Origin of the sequence: Massilia sp. YIM B02443 (assembly GCF_030411955.1) — a bacterium.
Taxonomy (GTDB): Bacteria; Pseudomonadota; Gammaproteobacteria; order Burkholderiales; family Burkholderiaceae_D; genus Telluria.
Map to the genome: position 1 here is coordinate 95,066 of NZ_JASNRA010000003.1, position 18,856 is coordinate 113,921.

An 18,856-nucleotide genomic window follows, 5' to 3' on the forward strand; every position below is an offset into this window, starting at 1 on the left:
GGTGCTGATCGGCATACGTGCGTTGAACGCGTGGACGGGGGACCCGTCCACCCTACGTTTTTGGTATCCGGCTTATGAACGTTCAAGAGTATTACCAGCACGCGCTGCAAGAGCGCGGCTTCAAGTCCGATCCTGCGCAGCAGATGGCGGTGGACCGCCTGCAACAGGCGTACGACGACTGGGTCGACTACAAGGCCCAGCGGTCGTCCGCTTTCAAGCGCCTGATCAACCGTCCCGATGTGCCCAAGGGCGTGTACATGTGGGGCGGGGTGGGGCGCGGCAAATCCTTCCTGATGGATTCGTTCTATTCGGTGGTGCCGGTGGTGCGCAAGACGCGCCTGCACTTCCACGAGTTCATGCGCGCCGTGCACGGCCAATTGGATGAGCTGAAAGGCGTGGCCGATCCGCTCGACGAAGTGGCCAAGCGCATCGCCAAGAAATACCGCCTGATCTGCTTCGACGAATTCCACGTCTCGGACATCGCCGACGCGATGATCCTGTACAACCTGCTCAAGGCCCTGTTCGACAATGGCGTCAGCTTCGTGATGACCTCGAACTACGAGCCGTCGACGCTGTACCCGGACGGCCTGCACCGCGACCGCATGCTGCCGACCATCGCCCTGCTGCAGGACAAGCTCGACATCCTGAACGTGGACGCCGGCAACGACTACCGCAAGCGCGCCATGGAACAGGTCGAGGCCTATTACATGCCGCTCGACGCCGCCTCCGACAAGGCGCTGCGCGATGCTTACGCGAAAGTCGCCGATACCGCCGACGAAGCGCCGGTCGTGCACATCGAAAAGCGCGAGATCCGCGCCCTGCGCCGCGCCGGCGGGGTGATCTGGTTCGACTTCGCCACCCTGTGCGGCGGCCCACGCTCGCAGAACGACTACCTGGAACTGGCGCACCAGTTCCATACGGTGATCCTGTCCGGCATCCCGGCCATGTCGGCGGGGCAGTCGTCGGAAGCGCGCCGCTTCACCTGGCTGATCGACGTGTTCTACGACCACAAGGTCAAATTGATCATGTCGGCCGCGGTCGAGCCGGAAGAGCTGTACACGCAAGGTCAGCTGGCAAACGAATTCCACCGCACCGTATCGCGTATCATCGAGATGCAGTCGCGCGAATACATGCTCGCCGAACGGCGCGGCGCGGCCGCCGCCATCGCCTGACCGAAAGGACCACCATGAACCATCACCCGACGCTGCGCCTCCTGGCCGGCGTATGCCTGGCGGCGCTGCTGGGCGCCTGCTCCACGGTCGACCAGACCGCCACCGAGGCGCCGGCCGCGCCGAGCACCTCCGTTGCCCAGGCGGAGCAGCGCCTGGCCGCCGTCGCCGCCGAGCGCGCCGCCATCGAAGCGCGCTACGCCGAGCGCGAAGCGGTCTGCTACGACAAGTTCTTCGTCAACCGCTGCCTGGACCAGGCCAATGAACGGCGCCGCGTGGCGCTGCTGGCCCAGCGTGCGATCGAGATCGAGGCCGAACGCTACCTGCGCCGCAGCAAGGTCGAGGAGCGCGACCGCGCCATCGCCGAGGCCGAGGCAGCGTACCAGAAAGAAGAAGCGGCACTGGCGGCGAATCCACCGCCGGTCAAGCAAGCCGAACCGACGCCGCCGCCGCGTACCAGGACGGCCGAGTCGCGCAGCAAACAGCGTGCCCAGGAAAACAAGGCGCGTCCCGAGGACGATGCGGCCGTGCGCGCGGCCAACGTCGCCGCTTATGAGGAGCGCAAGCGCAAGTCGGAAGAGCGGCAGAAGGAAGTGGCGCGCCGGGTTGCCGAACGCGAGGCCAAGGCGGCGCGGCGGGCAGCGGCGGAGGCGGCCAAGGCAAACGGCACCGCGACCGCGCCGGCGCCTGCGCCTGCGCCTGCGCAGTAAGCGAACACCTAGCGGCCCGGGTTGGCGAACGCGCCGCCCTGGGCCGGTTCCACCAGCTTGACGATCGCCATCGTGCAATTGCCGCCTTTGCCCTGCGAGCGCTCGGCGGCTTTCTCGATCAGCTTTTCCGACGCTTGGCGCGGCGTCGACTTGGCCGTCACCGCGCCCAGTTCGGCGTCAGTGAAGAAGTGCCACAGCCCATCCGAACACAGCAGGAAACTGTCCCCCGCCTTCAAGCCGCTATGGCTGCCGGTCGTCACGAACGGCTCCTTGCGGCTATTGCCCAACGCATTGAGCAGCAGCTTCGAGCGGCGATGATTGCGCGCCGCGTCCGGCGGCAGGCGGTCGCTCAGGATCAGGTGTTCGACATAGGCCGCGTCGCCGGTGCGCAGCGCGCACGCCCCATCCTCGAACCGGTACAGGCGCGAATCGCCGACGTGCGCCCACACCGCCTCGCCATGCGGGCTGAGCACCAGCCCGACGAAGCTGGCCTGGATCTCGGCCTTGGCGGCGATCGCATTCATCTTGATGACCGTGTGCGTCTCGCTGATGATTTCATGGAGCAGGGCGGCCAGGCGCTCGATGTCGGGGCCGTCGGCCGGCTTGAACCCGTCGAAGACCTGGCGCGCCGTGTGCAGCACCTGGTCGGCCCCGGCGGCGCCGGTGATGCCGTCCGACAGCACGGCCAGCACGTAGCCGGGCGCGCGCGCGCCGGTGAACAGGGCGGCGCGGTCGTTCTGTTGGGGGCGATTGCCGATGTGTTGCGCGGTTCCCGCTTCGATCTTGTATGCAGTCATAAATCCGTGTTTTCCGTAGCGCTTACGCCATTCTTTGTTGGCGGCAACCTCTGCCTGCATTAAACTATGCACCGAGAAGCCGCCGCCTTGCAAGCCAAGTTGCCGACACGCTCATCTTTTCACCCATCCAGCCGGCGCCGCCCGCCGCATTCCACTTTCGCTTAACACTGTTTGGAACAGTAATCATGACCGACGTCCAGGACATCCAGCGCCGTATTATCGAACTCGATGTGGAGCACCGCGACCTCGACGCCGTCATATCGCTGCTGACGGCCGACGGCCATGCTGACCAGCTTCAACTGCGCCGGCTGAAAAAGCGTAAACTACAGCTCAAAGACCATATCACGCTGCTCAAGATGCAGCTGGTCCCCGACATCCCGGCCTGACGCGCTTCATCCAGGCCCAACAGAACACGATTTTGACCGACCATCTTCCCGATCCTCTGCCTGGTTCCGGCCACGCAGATCTGTCCGCCGTGCCTGGCGGCGTTGTTGCCGATGCTACCGCTGCCGTAGCCGATCCTGCCGCGCCTGCTGCATCCGACGCATCGGACGTCGCGACCGCTCCGGCTGGCAAGTACGACGCCGACCTCGACCGTCTGTTCGGCGCCGGCGGACCGCTCGCGCCCGCCGTCGGCACCTTCAAGCCGCGCCGTTCCCAGACCGAGATGGCCAAGGCCGTGGCCCAGGCCATCGCCGACCAGCAAGTGCTCATGGCCGAGGCCGGCACGGGCACGGGCAAGACATTCGCCTACCTTGTCCCTGCGCTGCTGTGGGGCGGCAAGACCATCGTCTCGACCGGGACCAAGAACCTGCAGGATCAATTGTTCCTGCGCGATATCCCGACCGTGCGCGCCGCCCTGCGCGCGCCGGTTTCGGTGGCGCTGCTCAAGGGCCGCTCCAACTACGTCTGCCATTTCCACCTGGAGCGTACGCTGCAGAACGGGCGCCTGACTTCGCGCGACGACGTCGGCCACCTGCGCGAGATCTCGCGCTTCATCAAGATGACCAGCTCGGGCGACAAGGCCGAGCTGGCCAAGGTGCCGGAAAGCGCCACCGTCTGGAACCTGGTGACCTCGACCCGCGACACCTGCATGGGCGCCGAGTGCCAGTACTACCAGGACTGCTTCGTGATGAAGGCGCGGCGTGAGGCGCAGCAGGCCGACGTGGTGGTGGTCAACCACCACCTGTTCTTCGCCGACGTGGCGCTGAAGGACACCGGCGTGGCCGAGCTGCTGCCGTCGGCCAACACCATCATCTTCGACGAGGCGCACCAGCTGCCCGATACCGCGACCCTGTTCTTCGGCCAGTCGGTCTCGACCTCGCAGGTACTGGAGCTGTGCCGCGACGTGCTGGCCGAAGGCCTGGCGCATGCGCGCGGCGGCCCGGACTGGGCCAAGGTGGTGACCGTGGTCGAGAAGGCCGCGCGCGACCTGCGCCTGTCGTTTGGCGACGGCAACCTGCGCCTGTCGCTGCCGCAGATCATGCCGACCTCGCAGTTCTTCCCGGCCCTCGAAAAGCTCAAGGACGAGCTGTCCGGCATGATCACGGTGCTGGAAGAAAACGCCGCGCGCGCCGAGACGGTCGAGGCTTGCCGGGTGCGCGCGATCGAGCTGGCCGCCGCCTTCGAGGGCTGGCGCCCGGACCCGAAGGCCAAGGCTTCCGAGCAGGCCGTGCTGTGGGCCGAAGCGTTCTCGTCCTCGCTGCAATTGCACAAGACACCGCTGTCGATCGCGCCGATCTTCGCCAGCCAGCGCGAAGGCACGCCGCGCAGCTGGATCTTCACCTCGGCCACGCTGGCGGTGAAGAACGACTTCAAGCATTTCTCCGATCAATTGGGCCTGACCGGCGAGCCGGCCAAGACCTGGCCCAGCCCGTTCGACTACGAGAACCAGGGCATCCTGTACGTGCCGACCGGCCTGCCCGAGCCGCAGGCGGCGGTGTACACCGACGCCGTGGTCGACGCCGCGCTGCCGGTGATCGAGGCGGCGGGCGGGCGCACCTTCTTCCTGTGCACCACGATCCGCGCCGTGAACAAGGTGGCCGAGCGCCTGCGCGCCGAGTTCGCCGAGCGCGGCTGGGACTTCCCGCTGTTCGTGCAGGGCGAGCGCGGCCGCACCGAACTGCTCGACTCGTTCCGCAATGCCGGCAACGCGGTGCTGGTGGGCAGCCAGAGCTTCTGGGAAGGCGTCGACGTGCGCGGCGATGCGCTGTCCCTGGTGATCATCGACAAGCTGCCGTTCGCGCCGCCCGACGATCCGGTGCTGGCGGCGCGCATCGAGGTGATGGAAAAGCAGGGCCTGAACGGCTTCATGCACCATCAGTTGCCGGAAGCGATCATCACGCTGAAGCAGGGCGCCGGGCGCCTGATCCGCGACGTCGAGGACCGCGGCGTGCTGATGATCTGCGACCCGCGCATCATCACCAAGCCGTACGGGCGCCGCATCTGGCAGAGCCTGCCGTCGTTCAAGCGTACCCGGGTGCAGGAAGACGTGATCCGCTTCTTCCGCGAAGGGCCCGGCGAGGAAGCCGGCCAGGACGCTGCCTGAACGCCGGCGGTGATTCCGCCGCACAATTGCACAGAAACACGGGCCTCCCGCATTGCGCGGCAGGCCCGTGTCTGCTTGTTCGACCGCAAAGCTCGGTGAAGTCGGCGCGCTAGAGTCATGGGGTTGCGAGCGCCACGGCGCCGCGGAACGGGGACCAGCATGGCGATACGTTACGGTTGTTTCTTCAGCTACGCCCATGGGCGCCACGAGCTCATGCGGCAATTCAAGACCAGCCTGGCGGACGCGCTGCGCTGCTATCTCGAACCTTATTTCGACAACGAAGACGAACTCTTCGTCGACACCGAGCAGCTCGGCGGTGGCGACGACCTCGACCGGAAGATTGCGCGCGCGATGTGCGAGAGCGTGTGCATGATCCTGATCTACACGCCCAAGTACGAAGCGCACGCCTACACCCGGCGCGAATACGCCGCCATGCAATTGCTCGAGGCCGAGCGCAGCAACTGGTACGTGCTGCCCAGCCGGCTGGTGATCCCGGTGATCATGACGCGCCACCCTGAGTCGCTCCCGCGCCAGATTTCCGAGTCAACGTTCTACGTCGACTTCTCGCACTACACCATGGCCACCGCCGATCTCAAGTCGAACCCCGACTTCCTGCCCGACATCGACAAGATGGTCAAGCGCATCGCCACCCACTACGCCTGCCAGAAAAAACACACGCCGCACGATCATGACTGCAACCAATTCGTGCTTCCCGCTGTCCCACCCGAATGGCGCGACGTTCCGGACCTGACTTTTCCCAAATGAGGAGCCCTATGGACCACAACCGCATTGCGTTCCAGCCGCTGGCCACGCCCGGCGAAGTGACGACGTTCTACGCATACGAGGGGGGAGCGGCGCGCAACGCCGTTCTGTCGGCGCTGGCGCTGCATCTGGCGGGTGCGAGGTGCAACGCCAGCGCCGATACCGGACCGATGGCCGGCCCGCTGGCAAGCGTTGCCGGTCCGCCCACCTAAGACATGGGCGCCGCCACGGCGCCGGACGGGGAGGATGCACCGGTGCTGGTAATCGACTGGGACCTGGAAGCGCCTGCACTGCACCGCCACTTCGCGCTTCCCTCCGACTGCGCCGACCTGGCCGAGGATGCGGCGCCGGACGCCGACGCCGCGCCTATGCGCGCCGGCCTGCTCGAATTCTTCGAGGCCTGCCGCGCGCGCCTGCGCGGGGCCGGCGGCCACGGCGAAGAACTGGCCGACCGCGTGATCGACGATGCCGGCTGGCGAGCCCACATCGAACGCGCCGACGGCCGCCGTCCGCTGTATCTGATGCGCGCCGGCCGCTTCGACGACAGCTACACCGAGCGCGCCGGCCGGCTCGATTGGGAAGCGCTGTTCGATGCCTGCCCGGCCCTGTTCCGGCGCTTCGCGGCGCGCATGGCCGCCCACTTCCGGCACGTGCTGGTGGCGACCGGCGCCGGCCGGACGGCCGCGGTCAGCGTCTGCTCGACCCTGCTGCCCGACCGCCTGGCCGGCCTGTTCACGCCGGCCCCCGGCAGCCTGGAAGGGCTGGAAGGGGTGGTGCGGCGCGCCATCGACTATCGCTGCACGCACGAGGACGAACAGCGTCCGTTGCTGCTGTACCCGATCGCCTGCAGCGCCGACGGCGCGCGCAGCGATCCGCACGGTCGCTGGCGCCGCGGCGACGTGCGTAACGGCGCGCCGGGCTACCAGCCGCGCCTGGAAGCATTGCTGCGCGCCTGCTATGGCTGGCCGCGCGTGAACCTCGACAGTTACTTCGACGAGGTGCAGCTGGCGCTGGCCGACGCCGTGTCCACGACCGGCGCCGGCGGCGACCGGCGTGCGCTGGCGCGCTTCGCCGCGCAGCTTGGCGAGTGGCTGGCGCCGGGATACTTTCCCTGGCAATCGCTCGACGAAATCCGCCTGCGCGCGGCGTTGGCGCAGGCGCGCGCGGCGACGCAGGAAGGCGCGCAACAGGCTGCGCCGGCAGGGCAGCACGTGCCAGAGCCGCATGGAGGCGCATCGAACGCGGCACCCGCCACGTTGGCCGACGTGCTGGCGCGCCTGGGCCTTCTGTACCGGCGCGAACGGCGGCGCGACGAGGCGCGCGCCTGCTTCGAAGAGAGCCTGGCGTTGCGCGAACGCTTCCAGGGCGAGGACCACGCTGCTACCCGCGCCGCGCGCGCCACCCTGGCCTCGCTGCTGTTCGAGAGCGGTAGCCTGTCCGAGGCGCGGCGCCACTACGATGTACTGGTGCAGGCATGCGCGCGGCGCGCCGGCGCCGACGACCCGGAAACCCTGTGCGCCCGTTCGCAGCTGGCGCGCGTGCTGGCCGGCCTGGGCGAGGGCGAGCGTGCGCTGGCGCTGCACGAGCAGGTGGTGGCGGCCTGCGAGCGCGCGCTGGGCGACGATCATCCGGCCACCCTGGGCTGCCTGGAAGATCTGGCGCGCAGCCTGGCGCAGCAGCACGAAAGCGCACGCGCGCGCATCGTGTACGAGCGCGTGCTCGAAGGCCGCCGCCGCCGCCAGGGCGCCGAGCATCCGGACACGCTGCGTTGCGCCCAGGGGCTGGCGCTGCTGTTCGGCGAGACCGGTGAGCTGGGCAATGCCCGGCGCATGCTGGAAGCGGTGCTGCGTGCACGCGAACGGCATGACGGCCCGGATGCCGCCGGCACTCTCGGGGCGCGCGAGGCGTTGGCCGAGATCCTGGCCGCGCAGGGCGACCTGGCGGCGGTGCGCAGCATCCAGGAATCGTTGGCCCGCGCGCGCGAACGGCACCTGGGGGCCGGCCATCCCGAAACCCTGAACATGCAGCTGCGCCTGGCTTCGACGCTCGGCCAGCAGGGCGAAGCCGAAGCCGCGAGACGGCTGCGCGAGCAGGTGGCCGATCTGCGCCAGCGCTTGCAAGAGGCGGAAGGGTGGGGTAAAGGTCATGCAGGTCTCGACGGTGTTGACGCCGGCGCCACCAATCTTGGCGGAACCGATCCGGTGCCCAGCCGACATTCCATCGCCAGCACCGGCGCATCGGATACCGCGGCTGCTGGAGCTGCCGAAGCGGCCGGCGCCGGCTCCCGCCCGCCGGGCCGGTCGGCGGGCTTGCACGCCGCGTTCCATGACCGTCATGGGCACGAGAGTCGTCGCCCGCACGAGCGCGAGGCGGTGCGTCCGCTGGGCGCGACGGGCATGGCGGGCGACCACGGCGAACCGGGTCATGTCGCCGATAACCTGGGGCACAAGCTCGCACAATTGCAAGACCTGATCGACAGCCGTAGTCCGGGCGAGGCGCGCGCACTGGCCGACAGCCTGCGCACCTCGGTGCTGCGTCCGAGCGCCGCCCACCCGCTACGCCGGCGCGGCGCCGCCATGATCAAGCAGGTCTATTTGCAGGATGGCGACAAGGATGCCTTGCTCTCGTTCACGCAGGACGAGGTATCGCTGCTCGAAGGAGCCCTGATCGAAGCCGCGCGCGACAATCCCATGACGATGCGCTGAGCCCAGCGCCAATGGTGTCCGGCCGGGCAGCAGAGCCGCCGGGCCGGCCTGCTTGGCCTGGCGCCGTTGCTCGTTAAGCCGGCCAGTCTGGCGCAATGGCCAGTCGTTCTTTTCGGTTTGGCGCCTGGCCCGTCGTCCCTTTCGGTCTGGCGCCAGGGCCCGCCGTGCTGTGCGGCTTGATGCCATGGCTCGCCGTCTGCGCAGGCTGGACGGTGTACGCCTGTGCATGGAACGAGTGCTGGCATGAGACCTGAATGGCAGCGGACGCCGTGTCACAGCGTCTACTCAGCGGTCGCGCACGGATTTACGCCCCATACCCCGGCTTACTATAATGGTCACGAACGGCATTTTCCTCGCTTGACGAACTGACAAGCGCACGCGAAAAGCCGCGCCGACCGTTGTTTTCATGCCCGCTCCGGCGTTGTCAGCCTGTTCAGCTTTCGCTAGCGCGCTCCTAGTGCGCTCGATCGCGGCGCTGGCGGCCTTCCCAGATTATGAAATCCCGGCGCGAATTTCGCCCTTCAAACGTCGATACAGGCGTTGCTTCGGGTAAAATCTTCGACATGCGAATTCTTATCAGTAACGACGACGGATATCTGGCGCCTGGTATTAACGCGCTGGCCGACGCGCTCGCCGCAATCGCGGAGATCGTGGTCGTCGCGCCCGACAGCAACCGCTCGGGCGCGTCGAACTCGTTGACACTGGATCGTCCATTGTCGGTGACCAAGGCTGCCAACGGTTTTTACTTCTGCAACGGCACGCCGACCGACTGCGTCCACATCGCCCTGACCGGCATGTCCGACAGCCCGCCCGACCTGGTCGTCTCGGGCATCAACAACGGCCAGAACATGGGCGACGACACGCTATACTCCGGCACCGTCGCCGCCGCCACCGAAGCCTACCTGTTCGGCCTGCCTGCGATCGCCTTCTCGCAGGTCAACGCCGGCTGGGCCCACGTCGATTCCGCCGCGCGCGTGGCGCGCGACATCGTGCAGCGCTACCTGGACGGCGGCCTGGCCATGCTGCCAACGCCGTTCCTGCTCAACGTGAACATTCCGAACCTGCCGTACGAGCAGATCGGTCCGCTGACGCCGACCCGCCTCGGCCGCCGTCACCAGTCCGAACCGGTGATCCGCGCACAGGACCCGCGCGGGCGCGAAATCTTCTGGATCGGCGCGGTCGGCGCCTGCCGCGACGCCGGCGAGGGCACCGACTTCCACGCCACCAGCCAGGGCCAGGTTTCGCTCACGCCCTTGCAGATCGACCTGACTCACAAGACCCAGCTTGACCTGCTGGCGCGGGGACTGGCATGAGCGATCAGCGCAGCAATTTCCCCTTGCCGCTGTCGTCGGTTACCGGCGGCGCCGGGCGCACCACCAAGCCGGCCGCGCGCGGCCCGGTCGCCACGCCGCAGACCGCTACCCGCAACGCCGCCAGCACCGCCACCCAGGGCGGATCGGCCAAGGCGCCGCCGGCCCCGGCCCCGGCGCCTCGTCCGCCGAGCTATGTTCCCAAGGCCAGCAGCGCGCCGGCCGCGCAGCGTTCCGACCTGATGGCCACCGAGGCGGTGCGCCGCGCGATGGTGGCGCGGGTTGCGCGCCAGGGCGTGGCCAACCCCAAGGTGCTGGCCGCCCTGGAAACGGTGCCGCGCCACCTGTTCATCGAACCGGCCCTGTCGAGCCAGGCGTACATCGACGCCTCGCTGCCGATCGGCCACAACCAGACGATTTCCCAGCCCTATATCGTCGCCCGCATGATTGAGCTGATGAGCGAATCGGTGCGCGGCGGCAAGGCGCTGGAACGCGTGCTCGAGATCGGCACCGGCTGCGGCTACCAGGCCGCGGTCCTGTCCTTCGTCGCGAAGGAGGTGTATTCAATCGAGCGCATCAAGCCCCTGCACGAGCTCGCAAAGACCAACTTGCGGCCGCTGCGGATTTCCAACCTTCGTTTGCAGTACGGCGATGGTATGCTAGGCTTGCCGCAGGTGGCGCCATTCGATGGCATCATCCTCGCGGCCGCCGGACTCGAGGTGCCGCAAGCCTTGCTCGAGCAGCTGGCCATCGGTGCGCACCTCGTTGCGCCCGTCGGCGCCCAGGTGCAGCATCTGCACCGCATCACCCGCATCGGCAAATCCGAGTGGACCAGCGAAACGCTGGAAGCCTGCCACTTCGTGCCGCTGCGTCCGGGCACCATCTAACCAGGAAAGGAGCCTGCCAGGCTCCGCCGTACGCCGATAGACTAATTAGAATGCCAATGAAACAAGCACCGCGTTTAGCCCTCCTGACGATCTTCCTCGGCCTCGTTGCCGGTTGCTCCACCACCACCCGCCAGGCCCCGGTCGTCGAACGTCCGGCCACCCAGGCCCACACCCGTCCGGCGCCGGCGCGCGTCGAAGAAGCGCCCAAGCAGGACGAGCGCGGCATGTACACCGTGCGCAAGGGCGATACCCTGCTGCGCATCGCCCTCGATTTCGGCCAGAACTACCGCGACCTGGTCGCCTGGAACAACCTGGCCAACCCGGACGACATCAAGGTCGGCCAGGTGCTGCGCGTCAATCCTGTCGAGCGCGCGACCGCCGCCGTGACCACCCAGCCGGTGCCGATGCCGCCGAGCGCCGGCAGCGTGCCGCGCAAGACCGAACCGCGCGCCGACAAGAAGCCGTACAGCGAGACCGCCGTCGCCGACGCGCGCAAGGACGCCGCGCCGGCCGGCGCGCGCACCGACGCCGTGACCCCGGCCCCGACCTCGGCCGCCGGCAACGCCAGCGTGGCCGCCGGCAGCACCAGCGCTCCCGGCGACGAGAAGCTGAGCTGGATGTGGCCGTCGGACGGCCGCATCATCGCCACCTTCGACGAAGGCCGCAACAAGGGCATCGACATCGCCGGCAAGATGGGCCAGCAGGTGGTCGCGGCCGGCGCCGGCAAGGTAATGTACGCTGGCAGCGGCATCCGCGGTTATGGTAATCTCGTCATCGTCAAGCACAGCAACAGCTTGCTGTCCGCCTACGCCCACAACCGCAAGATCGTGGTCAAGGAAGGCGACAACGTGGCCAAGGGCCAGATGATCGCCGAAATGGGCGATTCGGACGCGGACCTGGTCAAATTGCATTTCGAGATCCGTCAACAGGGCAAACCGGTCGACCCGACGAGGTTCCTGCCCGGCCGATAGGAAGGACATGACGCAGCCGCCGCATTCGCTGGACCTCGACGATTCGGACGAATTTCCGGATGATCCGGACAGCGAGCGTGTGCATGCTGCGGACGGTGCCGGCCATGCCGATGGCGCCGACGGCGCGGATGGCGTTGCCTTGTTGCCCGTCAGCGCCGGCATCGAAACGGTCGACGAGCTGCGCAAGGTGCTGCAGTCCGAACTGGCCACCGACACCACCCAGCACTACCTGAACCAGATCGGGGCCCGCGCGCTGCTCACCGCGCCCGAAGAAGTGCACTTCGCCACCCTGGCCAAGGCCGGCGATTTTTCCGCGCGCCAGAAGATGATCGAGCATAACCTGCGCCTGGTCGTCTCGATCGCCAAGCACTACATCAACCGCGGCGTGGTCCTGCTTGACCTGATCGAGGAGGGCAACATCGGCCTGATGCGCGCCATCGACAAGTTCGAGCCCGAGCGCGGTTTCCGTTTCTCCACCTACGCCACCTGGTGGATCCGCCAGAGCATCGAGCGCGCCATCATGAACCAGGCGCGCACGGTGCGCCTGCCGGTGCACATGGTGCGCGAACTCAACAGCGTCCTGCGCGCCAAATACCACCTCGAATCGCAGCACCACGACGGCAAGGAAGCCTCGAGCGAAGACATCGCCAGCCTGCTCGACCGCCCGGTGGAAGAGGTGCAGGACATCCTGGCGCTGTCCGAGCACGCCACCTCGCTCGACGCGCCGCTGGACAACGATCCCGGCTCGAGTCTGATGGACATGCTGCCCGACGAAGCCGGCGACAGCCCCGACGCACGCGCCGAGCAGCACGAGATGGCGCTGCTGGTGCGCGACTGGCTGGCGCGCCTGCCCGACAAGCAGCGCCTGGTCGTGACCCGGCGCTACGGCCTGGACAACGACGATCCGGCCACGCTCGAGGTGCTGGCCGAGCAGATGGGCGTGACGCGCGAGCGGGTGCGCCAGATCCAGCAGGAAGCGCTGGTCAAGCTCAAGCGGGCGATGGCGGCGCGCGGCGTGGAGCGCGACTCGTTGCTGTAACTGCGTGCTGTAACTGCGTGCCGTAACTGCGTGCCGTAACCGTGGCATACAACATTGCGTTGACGCTCTGGGCGCGCAGCATCACCGTCGTGGTCGTACTGCCTATAAAAATGTAACTAACCAACAGGGATTTGTACTCGCCGAACCCCGGGTCTGCAGGCGCCGACGCCCGCTACGCGCCTGGCCTGCCGCTGGCTTGCGCCTGGCCCGCACCCGGCCCCGCGGTAGCGCCCACCCCGATTCCTTGCTATCATGCCCGCCGGGCGTGAACAGCCCATTTTTTGTTTGTGTCGTCCGCCCGCGCCGCCTTGCGCCGGGCCGGTCAGTGGTCCACTCCCAACTTCTCTCGCCATGCAAGAAATATTCATCGACATCAAATCCCTCGACGCGGATGCCCGTGGCGTCGGCCACCTCGAGAACGAAGACGGCACCCCAGGAAAGGTGATCTTCGTCGAAGGCGCGCTGCCGGGCGAGCGGGTCAGCTTCGAGACGCTGCGCAAGAAGAAGAACTGGGAATCGGGCCGCATGGTCACCCTGCAGCGCGCATCGTCGATGCGGGTCGAACCGAAGTGCCAGCACTTCGGCTACTGCGGCGGCTGCTCGATGCAGCACCTGGAGCCGTCGGCCCAGGTGGCGATGAAGGGCCGCGTGCTGGAAGACAACCTGTGGCACCTCGGCAAAGTGAAGGCCGAGATGATCATGCGCCCGATGTATGGCCCGACCTGGGACTACCGCTACCGCGCGCGCCTGTCGGTGCGCCACGTGGCCAAGAAGGGCGGCGTGCTGGTCGGCTTCCACGAGCGCAGCTCGTCCTACGTGGCCGACATCACCACCTGCGAGATCCTGCCCGACCACGTGGCGCAACTCCTGATGCCGCTGCGCGAACTGATCGGCGCGCTGTCGATCTACAACCAGATGCCGCAGATCGAAGTGGCGATCGGCGAAGAGACCACGGTGCTGGTGCTGCGCATCATGGCGCCGCTGAGCGCCGCCGACGAAGTGCTGGTCAAGGCCTTCGCCGACAAGTGGAACATCCAGTGGTGGCTGCAGCCGAAGGGCCCGGACACCGCCTATCCGTTCTATCCTTTGGGCAAGGAGCTGTACTACACGCTGCCCGAGTTCGGCATCCGCATGCCGTTCAAGCCGACCGATTTTACCCAGGTCAACCACCACATCAACCGCGTGCTGGTGGCCAAGGCGCTGCGTTTGCTGGAAGTGCAGCCGCAAGACCGCGTGGCCGACCTGTTCTGCGGCCTGGGCAACTTCACGCTGCCGCTGGCGACCCAGGCGCGCGAAGTGGTCGGCATCGAGGGCAGCACCGCACTGACCACGCGCGCGCTGGACAACGCCCAGGCCAATGGCCTGGCCGCCAAGACCTCGTTCTCGACCCGCAACCTGTTCGAAGTGACGAAGGATGACCTGGTCGCCCTCGGCAAATTCGATCGCATGCTGATCGATCCGCCGCGCGACGGCGCCATGGCGCTGGCGCTGGCGCTGGCCGAACTGCGCGAGACGCATGAGGAACTGATGCCGCAGCGCATCGTCTACGTCTCGTGCAGCCCGTCGACGCTGGCGCGCGACGCCGGTATCCTGGTGCACAAGGCCGGCTACGTGATGAAGAAGGCGGGCGTGGTGAACATGTTCCCGCACACTTCGCACGTGGAGTCGATCGGCGTGTTCGAGCTGGGCGAGAGGCCGGTTCCGGGCGCCGTGGTGCCCGGGATCGAAGCGGCGCCGAGCGCGTCCGACGCGCACGCGTAAGCCCAGGCGCGCTCCAGGCGCCGGCCACGCGGCCCGGCCGGATCGTTCCGGCCGGGCCGTTGTCGTCCATGCCTTATGGATGAGTGTTAGCGAACAGACCGCTGCGCCTTGCATCGGTTCAACTGCTGTAATGACGCAATGGCGGGTGCAGGCACAATGAACAACGACAAGGATCAGGGCAAGCAACTGGAAGAGGGCTGGCGCGCGGCGCTGCTGGCGCTGACCGACCAGCTCGGCCAGCACGACGACACGTCCAGCCTGGCCGACGTCGCCAGCCGCATCCTGGGCCAGACGCTGGACGTGGAGCTGGTCGGCTATGGCACGATCGACCTCGAGGCCGAGACCTTGACCGTCGAGTGCGATTGGACCCGCGGCGACGCCGGATCGCTCGCCGGCACCGTGCCGTTCCGCGATTTCGGCGCCCACATCGACGCCTTCCGGCGCGGCGACACGGTGGCGGTGCGCGACGTGCGCCGCGATCCGCGCACGCGCGACCATGCGCCGCAGCTGGAGGCGGGCGGCGTGCGCGCCTTTGTCGACACGCCGGTGCTCGAACGCGGCAGCCTGGTCGCTTTGCTGTACGTCAGCAGCGCCCACGCGCGCGAATGGAGCGAAGGCGAGCTGGCCTTCATGCGCGAGGTGGCGCAGCGCACCCATGCCGCCACCGCCCGGCGCCAGGCCGAGCAGTCGCTGCGCCAGCTGGCGGCCTCGCTCGAGCAGCAGGTCAAGGCCCGCACCCGCGAACTCGACCGCTCCTGGCAGCTGTCGCAGGAGCTTCTGGTCGTGGCGCTGCCGGACGGCACCATCGAGATGGTCAATCCGATGTGGACCGTGCTGCTGGGCTATGAGAAGCACGAGATCGTCGGCAAGAAGTTCATCGAATTCACGCACCCGGACGACCTCGACGCAACCTTGATCACATTTGCAGGAATGCTCGAGAAGCCGCTGTCGGTGCCTTACGTCTACCGCTTCCGCCACCGGGACGGCTCCTACCGCCCGCTGTCGTGGACCGGCGCCTTCGAGGAGGGCAAGGTGTACGCCGCCGGACGCGACCTGACCCCCGAGCGCGCGCGCGAACAGGCCTTGAGCGAAGCCGAGGCATTCTCGCGCCTGGCGCTCAATTCGGTCGGCGGCGTCGGCGCCTGGACCTTGGACCTGCACACCGGACGCTACGTATGCGACGCCGCCATTGCTGAGCTGTACGGCGTCGATCCGGTGCGCGGCGCCGGCGGCGTGCCGGTCGAGGAGTTCCTGGCCAACGTCCATCCTGACGACCTGCCGCAGTTGCGGGTCGAGATCGCGCGCAGCATGACGTCCGGCAAGGACATGGCCTACGAGTACCGCCTGCGCCATCCGGGCGGCGCGATCCGCTGGGTGCTGTCGCGCTGGCGCACCCAGCTGGACGAGCACGGCCTGCCGGCGCGCCGCAGCGGGATCGGGATCGAGACCACCGGCCAGCGCAACCTGGAAGAGCAATTGCGCCAGGCGCAGAAGATGGAAGCGGTGGGGCAGCTCACCGGCGGCCTGGCGCACGACTTCAACAACCTGCTGGCCGGCATCACCGGCGCGCTCGACCTGATGCAGATCCGCATTCGCCAGGGCCGCACGGCGGAGCTGGAGCGCTACATGACGGTGGCCCAGGGCGCGGCGCGGCGCGCGGCGGCGCTGACCCATCGCCTGCTGGCGTTCTCGCGGCGCCAGACGCTCGACCCCAGGCCGACCAATGTCAACCAGCTGGTGGCCGGCATGGAAGAACTGATCCGGCGCACCATCGGCCCGCAGGTGGCGCTCGAGGTGGTGGGCGCGGTCGGGCTGTGGCCGGCCCTGATCGACGCCGGCCAGCTCGAGAATGCGCTGCTGAACCTGTGCATCAATGCGCGCGACGCGATGCCCGACGGCGGCCGCATCACGATCGAGACCGCCAATAAATGGCTCGACTATTCGGCGGCCAAGACGCACGCGATCCCGGAAGGCCAATACCTGTCGCTGTGCGTGACGGACACCGGCACCGGCATGACGCCCGAGCTGATGGCCAAGGTGTTCGAGCCGTTCTTCACCACCAAGCCGATTGGCGAGGGCACCGGGCTCGGCCTGTCGATGATCCACGGCTTCGCGCGCCAGTCGGGCGGCGAGGTGCGCATCTATTCCGAGGTGGGGCAGGGGACGACCGTGTGCATCTACCTGCCGCGCTACTACGGCGAGCTGGAGATTGAAGATGCGGGCCTGAAGACCGCCGCCGGCGCCCACGGCGGGCAGGGCGAGACGGTGCTGATCGTCGACGACGAGCCGTCGGTGCGCATGCTGGTGACCGAGGTGCTGCAGGACCTCGGCTACAACGCGCTGGAGGCGGGCGACAGTGCGGCCGGCCTCAAGCTGCTGCAGTCGGATGCGCGCATCGACCTGATGGTGACCGACGTCGGCCTGCCGGGCGGCATGAACGGGCGCCAGCTGGCGGAGGCGGCGCTGGAGCGGCGCCCGGGGCTGCAGGTGCTGTTCATCACCGGCTACGCCGAGAACAGCCTGATCGGCAACGGCCACCTGAAACCGGGCATGCAGGTGCTGACCAAGCCGTTCGCGATCGACGCATTGGCCGCGCGCATCCGCGAGATGATCGCCGCTTAGCACGTACGAATCGTCAGTGCGAAAAAAACCGGCCAGCGGCCGGTTTTTTTATCGTTGCAGAGGCGAATCAGTCGCGGTCGCCGCCGGCAATGCCCAGCAGGTGCAGCAGGCTGGTGAAGATGTTGTACACGTCCAGGTAGATCGCCAGGGTGGCCGAGATGTAGTTGGTCTCGCCGCCGTTGATGATGCGCTGCACGTCGAACAGGATGAAGGCCGAGAAGATACCGATTGCCAGGATCGAGATCACGATCGACAGCGCCGACATCTGCAGGAAGATGTTGGCGACGGCGGCCAGCACCAGGATGATCACGCCGGCCATCAGCCAGCTGCCCATGCCCGAGAAGTCGCGCTTGGTGGTGGTGGCGATGCTCGCCATCACGGCGAACACGGCCGCGGTACCGCCGAACGCGGTCATGATCAGGCTGCCGCCATTGTTGAAGCCCAGCGTGTAGGTGAGCAGCGGGGTCAGCATCAGGCCCATGAAGAAGGTGAAGCCGAGCAGCACCGCCACGCCGACTGCCGAATGCTTGGTCTTTTCGATCGCGAACATGAAGCCGAAGGCGATCGCCAGGAAGACGATGAAGCCGATGCCGCCGGTGAGCATCGGCAGCTGCATCGACACGCCGATGAATGCGCCCAGGACGGTCGGGATCATCGACAGCGCCAGCAGCCAATACGTGTTGCGCAACACCTTGTTGCGCGTGGCCTGGCCGCCTTTGGTCAGGTCGATGGTACTTTGCTGTTGGGTACTAGGGTACATATAGTGCCTCCGGTTGAGTAAAAAGATGCTGCACAATGTTGCAAGGTTTGCTGCACAATGGTGTTGCACTTCGATTGCAACGTGCTTCCAGGGGACTTCGACCGCATCCTACACCGCCAGTCTTAACCGGGGATGAAGAACGGGGGCGAAACCGGGACGGAATTCGTCGCCACTGTACCACCATGCTTGCCACTACCGCAATATCGGTTATATGCGGCAGGTATGCTAAAATTAAAGGTTGATTGAGCCCCGAAGTTCTCACGAATTTCTTAGATTTAACCTTACTTTTATCGGAGTTTTACATGGCAATCGAACGCACCCTGTCCATCATCAAGCCGGACGCAGTTGCAAAAAACGTGATCGGCCAAATCTACAGCCGCTTCGAAGGCGCTGGCCTGAAGGTCGTCGCTGCCCGCATGGTGCAACTGTCGCAAGCTGAAGCCGAAGGCTTCTACGCCGTGCACGCCGCACGTCCGTTCTTCAAGGACCTGGTCAGCTTCATGGTCTCGGGCCCGGTCATGGTCACCGTCCTCGAAGGCGAAGGCGCGATCCTGAAGAACCGCGACCTGATGGGTGCCACCGATCCGAAGAAAGCCGACGCCGGCACCATCCGCGCCGACTTCGCCGATTCGATCGACGCCAACGCCGTGCACGGTTCGGACGCTGCCGAAACCGCCGCCGTGGAAATCGCTTACTTCTTCCCGGCACTGAACGTCTACTCGCGTTAATTGGTCGAGGGGGAGCGCAGTCCGGGCGCTTCCCGGACGTTTTCCTCCCCCGGACTAATTGAATGAGTAACCCGCTCGCCCGCAGCC

The 18,856-nt window shown here is 67.1% G+C and carries 16 protein-coding genes; 14 read left to right on the forward strand and 2 right to left on the reverse strand.

Annotated elements, in window-relative coordinates:
- The first annotated feature begins 74 nt into the window (after positions 1–74).
- Both zapE and QPK27_RS04750 read left to right on the forward strand, forming a co-directional pair.
- Positions 75–1,172: a cell division protein ZapE gene (zapE, locus tag QPK27_RS04745; RefSeq protein WP_290417059.1), complete on the forward strand. Its 1,098-nt coding sequence runs from the start codon at positions 75–77 to the stop codon at positions 1,170–1,172.
- Between the two features lie 14 nt (positions 1,173–1,186).
- The gene (locus QPK27_RS04750) at positions 1,187–1,879 is read left to right on the forward strand and encodes a hypothetical protein (RefSeq protein ID WP_290417060.1); all 693 of its coding nucleotides are present in this window, start codon (positions 1,187–1,189) and stop codon (positions 1,877–1,879) included.
- 8 nt (positions 1,880–1,887) lie between these two features.
- Here QPK27_RS04750 and QPK27_RS04755 read toward each other — a convergent pair whose 3' ends face one another.
- Positions 1,888–2,676, reverse strand: coding sequence for a PP2C family serine/threonine-protein phosphatase (locus QPK27_RS04755; protein WP_290417061.1), 789 nt, complete (start codon positions 2,674–2,676; stop codon positions 1,888–1,890).
- Positions 2,677–2,861: 185 nt separating this feature from the next.
- Here QPK27_RS04755 and QPK27_RS04760 point away from each other — a divergent pair, with 185 nt between their 5' ends.
- The 11 genes from QPK27_RS04760 (at position 2,862) to QPK27_RS04810 (ending at position 17,281) form a co-directional block, all read left to right on the forward strand.
- Positions 2,862–3,062, forward strand: coding sequence for a YdcH family protein (locus tag QPK27_RS04760; protein ID WP_005666222.1), 201 nt, complete (start codon positions 2,862–2,864; stop codon positions 3,060–3,062).
- Positions 3,063–3,094: 32 nt separating this feature from the next.
- Positions 3,095–5,224, forward strand: a complete 2,130-nt coding sequence (locus QPK27_RS04765) for an ATP-dependent DNA helicase (RefSeq protein ID WP_290417062.1) — start codon at positions 3,095–3,097, stop codon at positions 5,222–5,224.
- Positions 5,225–5,383: 159 nt separating this feature from the next.
- Positions 5,384–5,989 carry a toll/interleukin-1 receptor domain-containing protein gene (locus QPK27_RS04770; RefSeq protein WP_290417063.1) on the forward strand — a complete coding sequence of 202 codons (606 nt, stop codon included), beginning with the start codon at positions 5,384–5,386 and terminating at the stop codon, positions 5,987–5,989.
- 8 nt (positions 5,990–5,997) lie between these two features.
- The gene (locus tag QPK27_RS04775; protein ID WP_290417064.1) at positions 5,998–6,198 is read left to right on the forward strand and encodes a hypothetical protein; all 201 of its coding nucleotides are present in this window, start codon (positions 5,998–6,000) and stop codon (positions 6,196–6,198) included.
- Positions 6,199–6,201: 3 nt separating this feature from the next.
- Positions 6,202–8,691 (forward strand): tetratricopeptide repeat protein, encoded by a 2,490-nt coding sequence (locus QPK27_RS04780; RefSeq protein ID WP_290417065.1) that lies wholly within the window; start codon positions 6,202–6,204, stop codon positions 8,689–8,691.
- Between the two features lie 563 nt (positions 8,692–9,254).
- Positions 9,255–10,004 carry a 5'/3'-nucleotidase SurE gene (surE, locus tag QPK27_RS04785; RefSeq protein ID WP_290417066.1) on the forward strand — a complete coding sequence of 250 codons (750 nt, stop codon included), beginning with the start codon at positions 9,255–9,257 and terminating at the stop codon, positions 10,002–10,004.
- Positions 10,001–10,888 carry a protein-L-isoaspartate(D-aspartate) O-methyltransferase gene (locus QPK27_RS04790; protein WP_290417067.1) on the forward strand — a complete coding sequence of 296 codons (888 nt, stop codon included), beginning with the start codon at positions 10,001–10,003 and terminating at the stop codon, positions 10,886–10,888. Before surE ends, QPK27_RS04790 begins: the two co-directional genes overlap by 4 nt.
- Positions 10,889–10,944: 56 nt before the next feature.
- Positions 10,945–11,859, forward strand: a complete 915-nt coding sequence (locus tag QPK27_RS04795; protein WP_290417068.1) for a peptidoglycan DD-metalloendopeptidase family protein — start codon at positions 10,945–10,947, stop codon at positions 11,857–11,859.
- Positions 11,860–11,866: 7 nt separating this feature from the next.
- A complete protein-coding gene (gene rpoS / locus QPK27_RS04800) occupies positions 11,867–12,898 on the forward strand; it encodes an RNA polymerase sigma factor RpoS (RefSeq protein ID WP_290417069.1) in 1,032 nt (343 codons plus the stop codon).
- Positions 12,899–13,249: 351 nt separating this feature from the next.
- Positions 13,250–14,659 (forward strand): 23S rRNA (uracil(1939)-C(5))-methyltransferase RlmD, encoded by a 1,410-nt coding sequence (gene rlmD, locus QPK27_RS04805; RefSeq protein ID WP_290417070.1) that lies wholly within the window; start codon positions 13,250–13,252, stop codon positions 14,657–14,659.
- A gap of 156 nt (positions 14,660–14,815) precedes the next feature.
- Positions 14,816–17,281 carry a PAS domain-containing protein gene (locus tag QPK27_RS04810; RefSeq protein WP_290417071.1) on the forward strand — a complete coding sequence of 822 codons (2,466 nt, stop codon included), beginning with the start codon at positions 14,816–14,818 and terminating at the stop codon, positions 17,279–17,281.
- 67 nt (positions 17,282–17,348) lie between these two features.
- Here the strand turns inward: QPK27_RS04810 and QPK27_RS04815 are convergent, their stop codons facing one another.
- Positions 17,349–18,041 (reverse strand): Bax inhibitor-1/YccA family protein, encoded by a 693-nt coding sequence (locus QPK27_RS04815; RefSeq protein WP_290417072.1) that lies wholly within the window; start codon positions 18,039–18,041, stop codon positions 17,349–17,351.
- Between the two features lie 302 nt (positions 18,042–18,343).
- Between QPK27_RS04815 and ndk the strand changes: the two genes are divergently transcribed.
- A complete protein-coding gene (gene ndk, locus QPK27_RS04820; RefSeq protein ID WP_290417073.1) occupies positions 18,344–18,769 on the forward strand; it encodes a nucleoside-diphosphate kinase in 426 nt (141 codons plus the stop codon).
- The last annotated feature ends 87 nt before the right edge of the window (positions 18,770–18,856 follow it).

Coding starts and splice junctions, on each gene's coding strand:
- QPK27_RS04760 (WP_005666222.1), top strand. CDS start 2,862: ATGACCGACGTCCAGGACATCCAGCGCCGTATTATCGAACTCGATGTG.
- QPK27_RS04780 (WP_290417065.1), top strand. CDS start 6,202: ATGGGCGCCGCCACGGCGCCGGACGGGGAGGATGCACCGGTGCTGGTA.
- QPK27_RS04775 (WP_290417064.1), top strand. CDS start 5,998: ATGGACCACAACCGCATTGCGTTCCAGCCGCTGGCCACGCCCGGCGAA.
- QPK27_RS04790 (WP_290417067.1), top strand. CDS start 10,001: ATGAGCGATCAGCGCAGCAATTTCCCCTTGCCGCTGTCGTCGGTTACC.
- QPK27_RS04795 (WP_290417068.1), top strand. CDS start 10,945: ATGAAACAAGCACCGCGTTTAGCCCTCCTGACGATCTTCCTCGGCCTC.
- QPK27_RS04755 (WP_290417061.1), bottom strand. CDS start 2,676: ATGACTGCATACAAGATCGAAGCGGGAACCGCGCAACACATCGGCAAT.
- rlmD (WP_290417070.1), top strand. CDS start 13,250: ATGCAAGAAATATTCATCGACATCAAATCCCTCGACGCGGATGCCCGT.
- QPK27_RS04770 (WP_290417063.1), top strand. CDS start 5,384: ATGGCGATACGTTACGGTTGTTTCTTCAGCTACGCCCATGGGCGCCAC.
- QPK27_RS04815 (WP_290417072.1), bottom strand. CDS start 18,041: ATGTACCCTAGTACCCAACAGCAAAGTACCATCGACCTGACCAAAGGC.
- zapE (WP_290417059.1), top strand. CDS start 75: ATGAACGTTCAAGAGTATTACCAGCACGCGCTGCAAGAGCGCGGCTTC.
- ndk (WP_290417073.1), top strand. CDS start 18,344: ATGGCAATCGAACGCACCCTGTCCATCATCAAGCCGGACGCAGTTGCA.
- QPK27_RS04810 (WP_290417071.1), top strand. CDS start 14,816: ATGAACAACGACAAGGATCAGGGCAAGCAACTGGAAGAGGGCTGGCGC.
- rpoS (WP_290417069.1), top strand. CDS start 11,867: ATGACGCAGCCGCCGCATTCGCTGGACCTCGACGATTCGGACGAATTT.
- QPK27_RS04750 (WP_290417060.1), top strand. CDS start 1,187: ATGAACCATCACCCGACGCTGCGCCTCCTGGCCGGCGTATGCCTGGCG.
- surE (WP_290417066.1), top strand. CDS start 9,255: ATGCGAATTCTTATCAGTAACGACGACGGATATCTGGCGCCTGGTATT.